This is a genomic window from Halopiger aswanensis (genome assembly GCF_003610195.1).
Classification (GTDB): domain Archaea; phylum Halobacteriota; class Halobacteria; order Halobacteriales; family Natrialbaceae; genus Halopiger; species Halopiger aswanensis.
Map to the genome: position 1 here is coordinate 397,056 of NZ_RAPO01000004.1, position 12,603 is coordinate 409,658.

Here is a 12,603-nt window from a genome sequence, read left to right on the forward strand (position 1 = left end):
CCGGAATCCGTTTGCAGGCGCATGCGCAGCGCGGACCGCGACAACCGTTCATACCGGATAAACGTTTAATATCCCGTGGCTGGATTCCCGACTATGGGACTGCTGCAATCCGCCTCGAGACTCCTGTTCGGGATCGACGTTCTCTTCTTGCTCCTGCTCGGGTTCTCGTTTCTCTACATCGAACCCGGAACGGGACCGTTCGTCGTGGCAACGCTAACGCTCGTTCCCATCGGCTTGACGCTCGTCGGCAGTCTCGTCGTGCTGTATACCGGTTGGGAGCCGTTCGACTAACCGGTCGGCGCTCGGATCGAACAGTCCTGATTCTATTAGAATATCCGTTATAGATGGGATACATTAATTAGGGTAGTCACATAACCATGTGTGCAACGATACCATGCCAAATATAGGTTGGCGAATCCGCCGAATCGGACAATCAGTGTTCACGCTGTGGGCGGTGCTGACACTGACGTTCGTCCTCGTGCGGCTGTTACCCGGCAATCCGATGGGCGCGATGATCGAGCAACTGATCAGACAGGGGGTTAATCCGGCTCGCGCCCGCGAGCTCGTTTCGATGCGGTTGAGCGTCGATCCGAACAAACCGATTCCGCTCGCGTACGTCGACTACATGGCCAACATGCTCCAGGGCAATCTGGGGATGTCGATGTACTACTCGGAGCCGGTCGTCGATATCATCGCGCGGGCGCTCCCCTGGACGCTGTTCGTGTTGAGCTGGTCGCTGTTCATCAGTTTCTTCCTCGGCGTCGTCGTCGGCGCGCTGATGGCCTACTGGGAGGGCGGCAAGCTCGACGTCGGGCTCACGTCGTGGGCGATCATGATGGGATCGATTCCCTACTACGTGCTCGCACTCCTGCTGTTGATCTTCTGTGCCTACCGATGGGGGATCTTCCCGACGAGCGGACGGCAGCCGACCGGCGTCCCGCCCGGGTTCAACTGGGCGTACATCTCGGGCATCGTGCACCACGCTGCGCTCCCGGTCCTGTCAATGTTGGTCGCCTCTGGGGTCGCCTCGCTCGGGATGCGCGGGAACAGCATCCGCGTCCTCGGCGAGGACTACCTCCGGGTCGCGCGGCTGCGCGGGCTCTCCGATCTGACGATCTCGACCCAGTACGTCGCCCGCAACGCCGTGCTTCCGATGTATACGGCGTTCCTGATCAGCATCGGCGAGATGTTCGGCGGCTCCGTGGTCTTAGAGCAGGTGTTCTCCTACCGCGGACTCGGCTGGTACATGCTTTCGGCGACCTACCAGCGCGACTATCCGCTGATGATGGGCATGTTCACCGTCATCACGATCGCCGTCGTCATCGCCCTGTTAGTCGCCGACCTCACGTACTCGTTCGTGGACCCGCGAGCGGGAGGGCAGGAGAGTGAATCGTACTGAACTGCGGGCGGCCGGACCGCCGGCCCCCGTCCGACGGCCCTCGAGGGCGATCGATCTCGAGGCTCGCTCGAAACGCCAGCAAAGGACGTCACACATGACTCAGGTTACGACTCGCACCCGGCCGCGTGACTCGAGCGCGGCCGAGACGGAGGTGGACAGATGACGAACGAGAGCGACGAGCCGACGGCCCCAGGCGACGGTGCCGACCCGTTCGCCGACTGGGAGGATCCGGACCGGAACGCGGACGCACGGACGGACGGCGGCAACGTGAGTTCCCCGTTCGAAGTCGTCTCGGAGTACGAGGAGTCCCGTGGCGACCGGCTCCGGAAACTGTACGATACCTACGTCTACGCGCCGATCGCCATCATCTGGCGCGACTGGCGGGCGCGGATCGGCTTCTCCATCGTGCTGTTTTACCTCCTGATGGGGATCGTCGGCCCGTACCTGATCGATCCGACGCAGGTGGCGGAGGGGCCGGCGCTGGTCGAACCGTTCCAGAACTGGGAGTACCCCCTCGGGACGGACAACATGGGTCGCGACCTGCTGTCCCAGACGGTTCACTCGACCTCGACGATCCTCAAGATGATCGCGTCGGGTGCGCTGGTTACCGTCGCCGTCGGCACGCTCATCGGCGGAGTCGCCGGGTACAAGGGCGGCACGACCGACACTGTCTTGAGTTCGATCACCGACGTGTTCATCAACCTGCCCGGCTTCCCGCTGGTGATGATCCTGGCTGCGCTGCTGCCCGTCGGCGAGAACCCCTACATGGTCGGCGTCCTGCTGAGCGTCGGCGCGTGGGGCGGCCTCGCGCGGGCGATCCGATCGCAGGTGCTGACGATCCGCCACGAGTCCTACGTCGAGGCGGCCCGCGGCATGGGCATTCCGACCCACCGCATCGTCTTCAAGGAGATCATCCCGCAGCTGATGCCGTACGTGGTGATCAACCTCACCAACGCTGCCCGGCGCGTCATCTTCGAGGCCGTTGCGCTGTACTACCTCGCAATCCTGCCGTTCTCGTCCTCGAGTCTGAACTGGGGGGTCATGCTGAACCAGGCCTACCAGGAGGGCGCCCACTACACGGCGGGCGCGCTCCACTGGTTCCTCGTTCCGATGGCGACGATCATCGGCATCTCGATCGGCCTCATCTTGCTCGGTCAGTCGCTCGACCGCGTCTTCAACCCGCGCGTCCGTGCCCGCCACGAGAAAACGACCGGCGAGGGCGGTGAGCCCGACGCCGACGAACCGAACGAACAGAACACGAACGTCGTTGGTGGAATCTAACGAGCCATGACCGTTTCACAAACCTCACAACCCGACCTCGACCGCAGTATCGAGACGACAGACCCGATTCTCCAAGTGCGGAACGCGTCCGTCACGTTCGACATGAACCGCGGCCAGTCGCGGGTCCTCGACGACGTCGACATCGACATCGAACGCAACGAGGTCCTCGGCATCGTCGGCGAGAGCGGTAGCGGCAAGTCGATGCTCGCGTCGGCGCTGCTCGACGCCGTCGTCGATCCGGGGCTGCTCAGCGGCGAGATCACGTACCGTCCACCCGACGGCGACCCGATCGACGTCCTCGACCTCGACAAAGACGAACTCAAGGAGTTCCGCTGGGAGGAAGTGTCGATGGTCTTCCAGGGGGCGATGAGCTCGTTCAACCCCGTTCGGAAGATCCGCACCCACTTCGTCGAGACGCTGAGCGCGCACGATTACAACGTCGAGGAGGGGATGCGACGCACCCGCGGCATCCTCGAGGATCTCTACCTCGATCCCGATCGCGTCCTCGAGAGCTATCCGCACGAACTCTCCGGCGGGATGAAACAGCGCGCGCTGATCGCCCTCTCGCTCGTCCTCGAGCCGGAAGTGCTGGTGATGGACGAGCCGACCGCGGCGCTGGACCTGCTGATGCAGCGCTCTATCATCTCGCTGCTCGAGGAGATCAAGACGCAGTACGATCTGACGATCGTGTTCATTACGCACGACCTGCCGCTGGTCGCGGACATCGCCGACCGGGTCGGCGTCCTGTACGCCTTCGAATTCGTCGAACTCGGGCCGACGGACGAGATTCTCGAGGATCCGGCGCATCCGTACACGCGACTGCTCCTCAAGTCGACGCCGAACCTCGCCGCGCCGATCGAATCGATGCGTCCGGTGGAGGGGAGCGCGCCGGATCCGGTGAGCGTTCCCACGGGCTGTTCGTTCCATCCCCGGTGTCCGATCGGCGACTCGGCGTGCGAGGCCGACGCACCCGGGCCGTACGACGTCAACGACGACCATCACGTCCACTGTCACTACTGGGAGGAGGCCATCGAGACGATTTCGATGGAGACCGAGGTCCAGTCCGCGGACGACCGGATCGGGATGGCGGACTCGAGCGTCGCCGCGCGCTCGCGCTCGTCGCGAACCGGCGAGCCGGTCGTCTCGCTCGACGACGTCGAGGTCCACTTCGAGACGGAAGGCGGCTTCCTCGACGTGTTCTCCGACCCCGATGTCGTCAAGGCCGTCGACGGCATTTCGTTCGACATCTACGAGAACGACGTGGTCGTCCTCGTCGGCGAATCCGGTTGCGGAAAGACGACGCTCGGGAAGACCGCCATCGGGCTCCAGGAGCCGACCGGCGGCAGCGTCCGCTACCGCGGTCACGATATCTGGGACGTGAAGGCAAACGGTAGCGACGAGACCAGCTGGGCGGAGATCCGCCGGTCGCTACAGATCGTCCACCAGGATCCCGGCAGCGCGCTGAACCCCAACCGTCGCGTCCGCCAGTCGCTCGAGGAACCGCTCAAGCGCTGGAACAAGGAACTCGACGGCAACGACCGAAAGCAGCGGATCCTGAGCCTGCTCGAGCACGTCGGGATGACGCCGCCGGAAGATTATATCGAACGCTACCCCCACCAACTGTCGGGTGGCGAGCAACAGCGCGTCGCCCTGATCCGCGCGATGTTGATGAATCCGGAGGTCATCCTCGCGGACGAACCGGTCTCGGCGCTGGACGTCTCCCTGCGCGTCGAGATGATGGACCTGATGATCAAGCTTCAGGACACCTTCGACACCTCGTACCTGTTCGTCTCGCACGACCTCTCGAACGCCCGCTACATCACCGAGAAGACGGGCGGTCGGATCGGCGTCGTCTACCTGGGCGAACTCGTCGAGATCGGGCCGCCGGAACAGATCATCCGCAACCCGCAACACCCCTACACGAAGGCGCTGCGGTGGGCGACGCCGGAACTCGATCCCGAGGAGGAGCGAGCCGAGGAAGCGCCGATCCGCGACATCGACATCCCCGACCCGACGAATCCGCCGAGCGGCTGTCGCTACCACACCCGTTGTCCGGAGGCTCGGGAAGTCTGCCGGACCGAACGACCGGACGCGTACAGCGGGTCCGACGACGAGCTCCACGAGGTGACGTGTTTCCGCGCGGTCGAGGACCACGAGTACTGGGACAGCGAGCCGATCACTGACGACGGAGACGCGGCCGAGTAACGAAGCCGGCCGTCGTTCGGTTTCCCGGCGCCCGTTCTCCGGTGACGGGCGGTAGCGAGGACATCGAACCGTCTCGAGGGACTGCTCGAGTACCGCGAAGCGACGCGTCTCGCCGGTTCTGTGTGGCATTGTCGGCCTTCGATTCTCTCGCATTGTGACTGATGATTAATTATATATACCTCCATTATCAATTGGGTGGTATGCCAGATCCTACCAATCGGTATAGCAGCGCACGGAGTCGGCGAGACGTCCTCAAGGCTGGTGCGGTCGGTGGCACTGCACTAATCGCGGGCTGTAGTGGCGGTGGCAACGGAAACACCACTGAAAACGGCGGTACCGGCGGCGGTGGTGGCGGCGACGATTCGCGACTCACCTACTTCGATCCGGTCGGCGATCCGCCGGGGCAGCGCCACTTCAACCCGTGGAACCCCTCACAGACCGGCTGCTGGCATCCGGGCGCGAACGTCTTCGACCGGCTCGCGATCCACTCGCCGGCGACCAACGAGGCGTTCCCCATCATCGCCGATAGCTGGGAGATGACCGACGACACGACGCTCGAGACGGAACTGAGCGACGAGTGGACGTGGCACAACGGCGATCCGGTCGTCGCACAGGACTGGGCGATGCAGTGGGAGATGGAGATCGCCATCTCGACGGCCGGCGACGGCGACAACCCGACGCCGATGGACGAAATCGAGGTCGTCGACGATCACTTCCTGCGGATCCACCTGAACACGGAATTGTCGGAAATCTTCGCCGTTCAGAACACGATCGGCTGGTACCACGGCGACATCGGTCGCGGCATTTACACTAAGCACGACGACGATCAGTGGAGCCAGTGGCACGAGCAACTGCTGAACTCGGAGGGCGACGAACTGGACACGGTCATTGAGGAGATCACGACCTCGAGCTATCCCAGCGTCGAGGACGCGATCGGGCAGGGGCCGTTCCAGGTCTCGGAGGTCGGGGACGATATCATTCTCATGGAGAAGTACGAGGATCACCCCCGGGCTGACGACATCAACTTCGACGAGTTCGAGCTGTGGGTGTCCGGCGACGTCGGCGAGCGCGTCCAACCGTACGCCAACGGTATCGTCGACGCCGTTCCGGGTGGGTATCCGGTTCCGGAGAATCAACGGAACCAGCTTCCCGACACCCACTCCCTGTACCGGGAGGCGCGGACCGCAAACTCCCTGATTTGCTTCAATTGTGGCCACGAGGTGGAGGGCTACGATTCCGCGGTCTCGAACGCGAACGTTCGAAAGGCGATCGCCCACATTTACGACAAGCAACAGACCGAAGGCCTCCTACAGGGCGTCAAGAAACTGTTCGACGGCCCGCCGTGTCGGATTCCGGGGCCGACGATCGAGGAGGGAAGCCACCCCTCCACGGAGTGGATCCAGGACTTCCCCCGGTACGGCCAGAACGACACCGAGCGCGCGGCGGAACTGCTCCGCCAGGAAGGGTACGAGCAGGACAGCGGCGAGTGGCTGACCCCCGACGGCGAACGCTTCGAGATCAACATCCTGAATCCGGCCGAGCAGGAGCACCTGCAGGTCCTCATCCAGAACCTGCAGGACTTCGGGATCGCGGTCGAAGCCGAGAACGTCGACGACGCGACGATGAACGAGCGGCGACAGAACGGCGAGTACGACATCATCCCCGACGGCTCCTCGGCCAACGGCGTCTTCGCCATGTGGTCGCCCGGCCTGATCGTCGACTGGATCTCCCAGCTTACCAACTACGAACCCGAGGCCGAGATCCCGATGCCCGTCGGCGATCCCGAGGGTTCCAGCGGGACGAAGACGATCAACATCGCCGACCACGTCCAGCAGTGGATGACCACCGACGACGAAGAGTACCACAAGGAGCTGACGTGGTGGTGGAACCAGACGCTGCCCGAGTACGAGGCGCTGTACGAACCCGACGCCGCCGCGCTCAACACGGCGCACTTCGAGTTCGACGGCGTGCCGGACACGATCGTCGACGGCGTCGACGACGCGCTGTACATCGCGCCCAAGCTCGAGGAGGGAACGCTGCGATACAAGGAGTAACCGCCGATCTGACGACCGCACGAACCGTCCCGTCCGACCGTAGCCCGCCTACTGCGAACGTCGCTCGATCGTGATGGCGTCGTAGAAGCGGGCAACTTGCGATTCAGCGAACTCCGTTTTTCGCGTCCGACTCCGAACGTCGCTCCGAGCCGCCGGTACGTCTCTCAGTTCGTCCCGGCTGCTGCGCGCTTGATCGATATCACCCCACGTTCCGGTCAGACGGGTCCACTGTTCGATTGGGCTCCCTGCAGGTCGGTCCGATCAGGACAGCGAGTCCCACTCGAGACCCTTGCCGACGGCCGCGAGTCCGCCGTCGACCTCGAGGTTCGTGCCGGTGATAAACGAGGCCTCGTCCGACGCTAGAAACCGAATGGCGTCGGCGACTTCTCGCGGCGCTGCGGCGCGTTTCAGGATCCCTGGGCCGTCGGCGTGGGGCGCTGTCTTCTCGTCGAAGAACGCTTCCGCCTCGTCTTCGTCGTCCGGCAGGTGGTAGTCGGTGATGACCCAGCCGGGCGAGACGGCGTTGACGCGGATTCCATCGGGTGCGTGGTCACAGGCCATGTCTTTCGTCATCGAGACGAGCGCACCTTTCGTGGCATCGTACTGGGACCAGTCGGGCCGCGCGACCTCGGCCCCGTTCGAAGCCACGTTAACGATCGCGCCGCCGTCCATGTACGGAATCAGGTGTTTCGCACAGAAGGCCGCGCCCTCGAGGTTCACGCCGAGGATCCGATCCCAGCTTTCCGCGTCGGCCTCGGTGACGGGCCCGGGATCGACGCGAATGCCGGCGTTGTTGACCAGTACGTCGACCCTATCGAAGCGGCCGACGACGGTTTCTGCCATTTCCTCGACGGCGGATTCGTCGGCGACGTCGGTTTCGATGCCGATCGCCGCCTGGCCGGTCCGCTCCGTTACGTCCGCGGCGGTCGCCTCGGCCGCATCGCCGTCCCAGTCGACAGCGGCGATCGACGCGCCCGCTTCGGCGAGTCGGAGACAGGTTGCTTCGCCGATTCCCGCACCGCCGCCAGTGATGACGGCGACCGTATCTGCCAGTGTCTCTGACATACGATCTCACACATCGGTGCGTCCAATAATAGCTTCGGCGCTCGCGCCGACTATGGGACGAGCGTGAGCACTGCACAGCGATCCACGGCACCCGAACACCGACTGCGGGCGTTGCAACAGCGTGTCGACCTCGCTCGAGTTGCCACTGACGGGGTCACCGGTCCAGTTGGCGACTGCGAGGAACGGCTCCGTGGCAGTTCACTGGTACGACCACCAGACGATCGCGTACGCCGTCGCCCCGACGATCGTCAACGCCGTTCCCCAGACCGCGAATATCGCTGCCCACACGCCTGTCTGGATGATAAACCCGGTGAGGAGTAACAGAACCCCCATTGCGAGGATAACCAGCGATACCGAGTTCTGGATGAGTCCGAGCCCCTGCCGGACCGGTTCTGGGACGGGCGCTCGTTGGATCGTCGACATTGTATCCGTTACTACGTCATTCCGATATAAATTGATTGGGGAACGATACCGATTACCGTGGCCCAGCCGTCGCAACTGAACGCTGAACCCGAACGCAGCGAGTAGACGAGCGGACGGTCACTCCGGCGGCGCGTCCCACTCCTCGCCGTCGTCCTGCGGGTCGTAGCCGATCCGTGCTCGGGCGTGCTCGAGGTCGAACCACCGCCGCCGGTTATCGCTGACCCCGTGGAAGATGTCGAACGATACGTCGTCGTCCTGCAGACAGCAGTCGATCTGGTGGGCGAAGTCCCGACGCGACTGCCACATCGCCTTCATCCGTGCGACCCAGCGCTCGTACTCGTCGCTGCCGCGCTCCCAGTTGCCCTCGTCGACGCCCTGCTCGGCGTCCCCGTAGGGGTGGTCGTACTCGCTCGAGTTGACCGTACAGATCCGGAGCGCATAGAACTGCGTCGGGTACTCGTAGTCCTCGACGTAGTACCGGCCGAGGTCCTCGCCGAAGCTCTTCGAGGCGCCGTAGTAGGAGTCGGGCCGCACCGGATCGGTGTGATCGAGCACGAGGTCGAAGTCGGGCTCGTAGATCTCGGGGGCGAACTCCTCCTCGTACATCCCCATCACGTGGTTGGTCGAGCCGAAAATGATCGACTCGACTTCCGCCTCGCGTGCGGCCTCGAGGACGTTGTACATGCCGATAACGTTGGGCTCGAAGACGTCGTGCCAGTCGCCGTCCGTGCTGGGGAACGCGGCGAGGTGGACGATCGCGTCCTGTCCCTCGCAGGCGTCCCGAAGCGTCTCGTAGTCGCTGATATCGCCGACGACGGTGTCGTAGCCGCCGTAGGGATGATCGTCGGGACGGTCCGAACGGTTGTAGTAGGTGAAGTTGTACTCCTCGCGGTCGTGCAAGTGGTCGATGATCGCCGTGCCGCAGCGACCGTACGCGCCGGTCACAAGGACGTCCATACCAGTTATCCGACGGGTATGCCTATTAAATTGATGGGTTCAACGGAGTCGACAGCACCTCCTGAGTCCGCTATTCGTCGGCGCGGTACGTCGCCAGCGCGTCCTCGTCGATCGAGATTCCCAGTCCCGGCTCTTGGGGAACCTCGAGCGTGCCGCCGGCCGGGTCGAACGGTGCCTCGAGCAACTCGCTGCGCAGCGGGTTGGTGCTGCGGTCGAACTCGATCAGCATCGGCTCCGGCACGTTCCGGGTGTGGGGGTAGTCCGAGACGCTGGCGGCGAACTGGATCGCGGCGGCCATGCCGACGGCGCTGTTCCAGATGTGGGGTCTGACGGCGACGTTCTCCGTCGAGGCCATGTCGGCGATCAACCGGGCCTCGGAGAGCCCGCCGCAGCGCCCGAGGTTCGGCTGGACGATGTCGACCTGCCGGTCGTCGATCAGGCGCTTGAAATCGAACCGGCCGTAGTGGGCTTCCCCGGCCGCCAGCGGCACGTCGACCTTCGCCTTCACGTCGCGGTAGCCCGACGGGTTCTCCGGCGGCACCGGCTCCTCGATCCAGGCGACGTCGTACTCGGCTATTCGCTTCGCCGTCTTGATCGCCTGATGGGGCCGGTAGTTCCCGTTCATGTCCACCATGAGCGTGCCGTCATCGCCGAGAATTTCGCGGGCGACACGGACCCGTTCGACGTCAGTCTCGGGATCCGCGCCGATCTTGATCTTGGCCGCGGTAAAGCCCTCTTCGACCGCCTCGCGGATCGGCTCCTCGAGCGGTCGGTCTTCGGCCGTGTAGTACATCGTCGAGGCGTAGGGGGTCAGCGTGTCCCGCTCGCGGCCGCCGAGCAGCCGGTGGATCGGCCGGCCGACCGACTTTCCGATGATGTCCCAGCAGGCGACGTCGATCGCGCTCAGCGCGCTCTGGACGAAGACGTCGCCGCCGAAGTGGTACGGATCAGTGTAGGAGCCGTCGGCCAGCGACTCGACGTCGAACGGATCCATGCCGACTACGTCGTCCCGGAACAGTTCGTCGATCGTGGCGGCGGCGATCTGTCCGGGTGCGAACGCCTCGCCCCAGCCGACCAGTCCGTCGTCGGTCTCGAGGCGGACGAGCGTAGTTGCACGGGTGCGACCGAATCCGCGGGCGTCGCCGAGACCGCGGCCTTCGGGTAACTCGTGTTCGAGCGGAATCGTCTCGAGTGACGTGATTTCCATGTGCTACCGAGTGGCGCCCGCCCCGAAATAGCTTGCGCTGAGGCGGCGCTCTCGTCGTCGATGTGTTCTGGACGGTCGCCTCCGAGACTGCGGGCTGAGAGTGGCCTGCTCCGGTTTGTCGAGGAAGCATTTCAGTTAGCGAAACGTAGTGTCGCTCGATACTCCTCGACGTTCTCGAAACGACGTTACACGCTTCATCAGCACACCGTTCTCCTGTGTCTCAACGTTCGGAAGAAGACGCCCTCTCGAACACTCCTCGACGAACTCCTTGAAATGCCCCACATCCGGAACGCAATCGATCCATTCAGTCGATTTCTGGTTAGCCGCTCACTATCTCTCGAACTCTCCCGTTAGCGAAACCGCCGTTTCTGTACCATCATCTTCTCAGTGTGGCGTATGCGATTCTAATACCAGTTCCGAAATTTTCGAAAAGCGCTCGTGGCATTCGACGCCGGCCGTTAACGATCGCATCTTGCAGTGCTGGTGTAGGGTCCTCAAATATGCCGCGACCATGGCCAACGCAAATACGCGCGGGATTCAACGAAAGAAGGGAGCGCGGAGGGTTCAGTCTTGCCAACAAGGGAGCCCCGAGACGCTCCTCACCGACGAGATAGTACGGAGCAGTTCCCAGCGTATCTGGAATGTAGAGCGTGCGACCGGAGTCGTGATAGAGGATCGCCTCCCCAAATCCTGGAACCAACTGGCGGTGAAAGATTCGTACGTCGGCATCGGGAAGATCATCTGCATATCGCTCGACCGTGCCGGTCACTTGCGCCCCAACGTTGGGCATTCCGGCTGGGATGTAAATCGGGACGTCGTACCGCTCAGCGAAGTGGTTGGCATCACGAGTATGCCAACTCGAACAGATTGCAACGCCGACGACCTCGCCGAGTTCTGCAATACGGTCGTGGATGCCCGGTGAGTCGAGTGGGTCAACGATCCATACACCATTGTCGAAAGCAAACGCGTGACTCGCGCGCATTGCGCTCTCGTCCGGATGTGCGAACCAGCCAAAGCCACTATCCCACGAATCGATGAGCTCGAAGCCCTTCGATTCGCGGCGATCTATCACGCGATTGCCTCCCATAACGCCTCTTCTCGTATAATTCTCTTAAGAGTTTGCGCTTACGGTGGTTCGAGGAAGCGGATTTCGACAGAGCCGTTTGTTCTTCACTCATCCGGGTCGGGGTGTACCCAGCGTCCGCCGTGGGCTCGACGACGCGAACTCGCGGCACCGATGCTTCTATAGGGCTGTCCGTTCTCGGTACCGCCCGTACTCAAATGCCGTCAGCACCGATTACAGTCCACCTAATCGGAGACTCGACTGCCGCCGAGAAAGAGCCAGACGCCCGCCCCGAAACGGGCTGGGGAACCCCGTTCGCCGAACGATTCGAGGACTCGGTGACGGTCAAGAATCACGCCCGTAACGGGCGCAGCACCCGCACCTTCCTCGAGGAGGACCGCTGGCAGCCCGTGGTGCGCGACTTGACCGAGACGCACTACGTGTTCATTCAGTTCGGTCACAACGACGAGGTCCCATCCAAGGAACAGTACACACCCCCGGACGCGTTCGTCGCCAACCTCGAGAAGTTCGTCGACGAAACGCGTGATTGCGGGGCGAACCCGGTGTTACTCACGCCCATCGCGCGTCGCCACTTCGACGAGGCGGGCGAGCTGGAAGATACCCATCGGGAGTATTCGGAACTGACGCGCACCGTCGCCCAGGAGCACAACGTCCCGCTCATCGACGCGGACGAACGGAGTCGGTCGCTCCTGCGCGAACTGGGCCCCGACGAATCGAAATCGCTCTTCCTTCACCTGTCGCCGGACGAGCACCCGAACTATCCCGACGGCGTGACCGACGATACGCACTTCAGCGAGGAGGGCGCTCGACGGATGGCCGACCTGGTACTCGAGGGGGTCGATGACCTGGAGCTCGAGTTAGCCGCTCACGTCGTCCGGTACGATCGGTGACCGCCATCGGCAGTACGTTTAAGCGTGTGGTCGTCCGT

11 protein-coding genes and 1 pseudogene are annotated in these 12,603 nt (G+C 63.4%); 7 read left to right on the forward strand and 5 right to left on the reverse strand.

Translation table 11 applies throughout. The annotated features are described in order from the left end of the window. The first annotated feature begins 93 nt into the window (after positions 1-93). The 5 genes from ATJ93_RS19625 to ATJ93_RS19645 all read left to right on the forward strand — a co-directional run bounded on the left by ATJ93_RS19625 (position 94) and on the right by ATJ93_RS19645 (position 6,939). Positions 94-291, forward strand: a complete 198-nt coding sequence (locus tag ATJ93_RS19625; RefSeq protein WP_120246347.1) for a hypothetical protein — start codon at positions 94-96, stop codon at positions 289-291. A gap of 103 nt (positions 292-394) precedes the next feature. After that, positions 395-1,399 carry an ABC transporter permease gene (locus tag ATJ93_RS19630; protein ID WP_211334098.1) on the forward strand — a complete coding sequence of 335 codons (1,005 nt, stop codon included), beginning with the start codon at positions 395-397 and terminating at the stop codon, positions 1,397-1,399. A 159-nt stretch (positions 1,400-1,558) separates the two neighbouring features. Continuing rightward, complete coding sequence (locus tag ATJ93_RS19635; RefSeq protein ID WP_120246348.1) at positions 1,559-2,680, forward strand: ABC transporter permease; 1,122 nt, start codon at positions 1,559-1,561, stop codon at positions 2,678-2,680. Between the two features lie 6 nt (positions 2,681-2,686). After that, on the forward strand, positions 2,687-4,885 hold the full coding sequence (locus ATJ93_RS19640; RefSeq protein ID WP_120246349.1) for an ABC transporter ATP-binding protein: 2,199 nt from the start codon (positions 2,687-2,689) through the stop codon (positions 4,883-4,885). 200 nt (positions 4,886-5,085) lie between these two features. Next, positions 5,086-6,939 (forward strand): ABC transporter substrate-binding protein, encoded by a 1,854-nt coding sequence (locus ATJ93_RS19645; RefSeq protein ID WP_120246350.1) that lies wholly within the window; start codon positions 5,086-5,088, stop codon positions 6,937-6,939. 261 nt (positions 6,940-7,200) lie between these two features. Here ATJ93_RS19645 and ATJ93_RS19650 read toward each other — a convergent pair whose 3' ends face one another. From ATJ93_RS19650 to ATJ93_RS19665, 4 genes are all read right to left on the reverse strand, one after another. Beyond that, complete coding sequence (locus ATJ93_RS19650; RefSeq protein ID WP_120246351.1) at positions 7,201-8,004, reverse strand: SDR family NAD(P)-dependent oxidoreductase; 804 nt, start codon at positions 8,002-8,004, stop codon at positions 7,201-7,203. Positions 8,005-8,202: 198 nt separating this feature from the next. After that, positions 8,203-8,427, reverse strand: a complete 225-nt coding sequence (locus ATJ93_RS19655) for a hypothetical protein (protein WP_120246352.1) — start codon at positions 8,425-8,427, stop codon at positions 8,203-8,205. A gap of 117 nt (positions 8,428-8,544) precedes the next feature. Next, positions 8,545-9,384 carry an NAD-dependent epimerase/dehydratase family protein gene (locus tag ATJ93_RS19660; RefSeq protein ID WP_120246353.1) on the reverse strand — a complete coding sequence of 280 codons (840 nt, stop codon included), beginning with the start codon at positions 9,382-9,384 and terminating at the stop codon, positions 8,545-8,547. Positions 9,385-9,454: 70 nt separating this feature from the next. Further along, positions 9,455-10,591 carry a mandelate racemase/muconate lactonizing enzyme family protein gene (locus ATJ93_RS19665; protein WP_120246354.1) on the reverse strand — a complete coding sequence of 379 codons (1,137 nt, stop codon included), beginning with the start codon at positions 10,589-10,591 and terminating at the stop codon, positions 9,455-9,457. Between the two features lie 60 nt (positions 10,592-10,651). Between ATJ93_RS19665 and ATJ93_RS19670 the strand changes: the two are divergent. Then, positions 10,652-10,891 (forward strand): annotated as a pseudogene (locus ATJ93_RS19670) (hypothetical protein); the annotation flags it as partial. Positions 10,892-10,967: 76 nt separating this feature from the next. Here the strand turns inward: ATJ93_RS19670 and ATJ93_RS19675 are convergent. Next, complete coding sequence (locus ATJ93_RS19675; protein ID WP_120246355.1) at positions 10,968-11,678, reverse strand: hypothetical protein; 711 nt, start codon at positions 11,676-11,678, stop codon at positions 10,968-10,970. Between the two features lie 194 nt (positions 11,679-11,872). Here ATJ93_RS19675 and ATJ93_RS19680 point away from each other — a divergent pair, with 194 nt between their 5' ends. Beyond that, positions 11,873-12,565, forward strand: coding sequence for a rhamnogalacturonan acetylesterase (locus tag ATJ93_RS19680; protein ID WP_120246356.1), 693 nt, complete (start codon positions 11,873-11,875; stop codon positions 12,563-12,565). Positions 12,566-12,603 lie beyond the last annotated feature (38 nt).

Coding starts and splice junctions, on each gene's coding strand:
- ATJ93_RS19625 (WP_120246347.1), top strand. CDS start 94: ATGGGACTGCTGCAATCCGCCTCGAGACTCCTGTTCGGGATCGACGTT.
- ATJ93_RS19640 (WP_120246349.1), top strand. CDS start 2,687: ATGACCGTTTCACAAACCTCACAACCCGACCTCGACCGCAGTATCGAG.
- ATJ93_RS19675 (WP_120246355.1), bottom strand. CDS start 11,678: ATGGGAGGCAATCGCGTGATAGATCGCCGCGAATCGAAGGGCTTCGAG.
- ATJ93_RS19655 (WP_120246352.1), bottom strand. CDS start 8,427: ATGTCGACGATCCAACGAGCGCCCGTCCCAGAACCGGTCCGGCAGGGG.
- ATJ93_RS19630 (WP_211334098.1), top strand. CDS start 395: ATGCCAAATATAGGTTGGCGAATCCGCCGAATCGGACAATCAGTGTTC.
- ATJ93_RS19665 (WP_120246354.1), bottom strand. CDS start 10,591: ATGGAAATCACGTCACTCGAGACGATTCCGCTCGAACACGAGTTACCC.
- ATJ93_RS19660 (WP_120246353.1), bottom strand. CDS start 9,384: ATGGACGTCCTTGTGACCGGCGCGTACGGTCGCTGCGGCACGGCGATC.
- ATJ93_RS19680 (WP_120246356.1), top strand. CDS start 11,873: ATGCCGTCAGCACCGATTACAGTCCACCTAATCGGAGACTCGACTGCC.
- ATJ93_RS19650 (WP_120246351.1), bottom strand. CDS start 8,004: ATGTCAGAGACACTGGCAGATACGGTCGCCGTCATCACTGGCGGCGGT.
- ATJ93_RS19635 (WP_120246348.1), top strand. CDS start 1,559: ATGACGAACGAGAGCGACGAGCCGACGGCCCCAGGCGACGGTGCCGAC.
- ATJ93_RS19645 (WP_120246350.1), top strand. CDS start 5,086: ATGCCAGATCCTACCAATCGGTATAGCAGCGCACGGAGTCGGCGAGAC.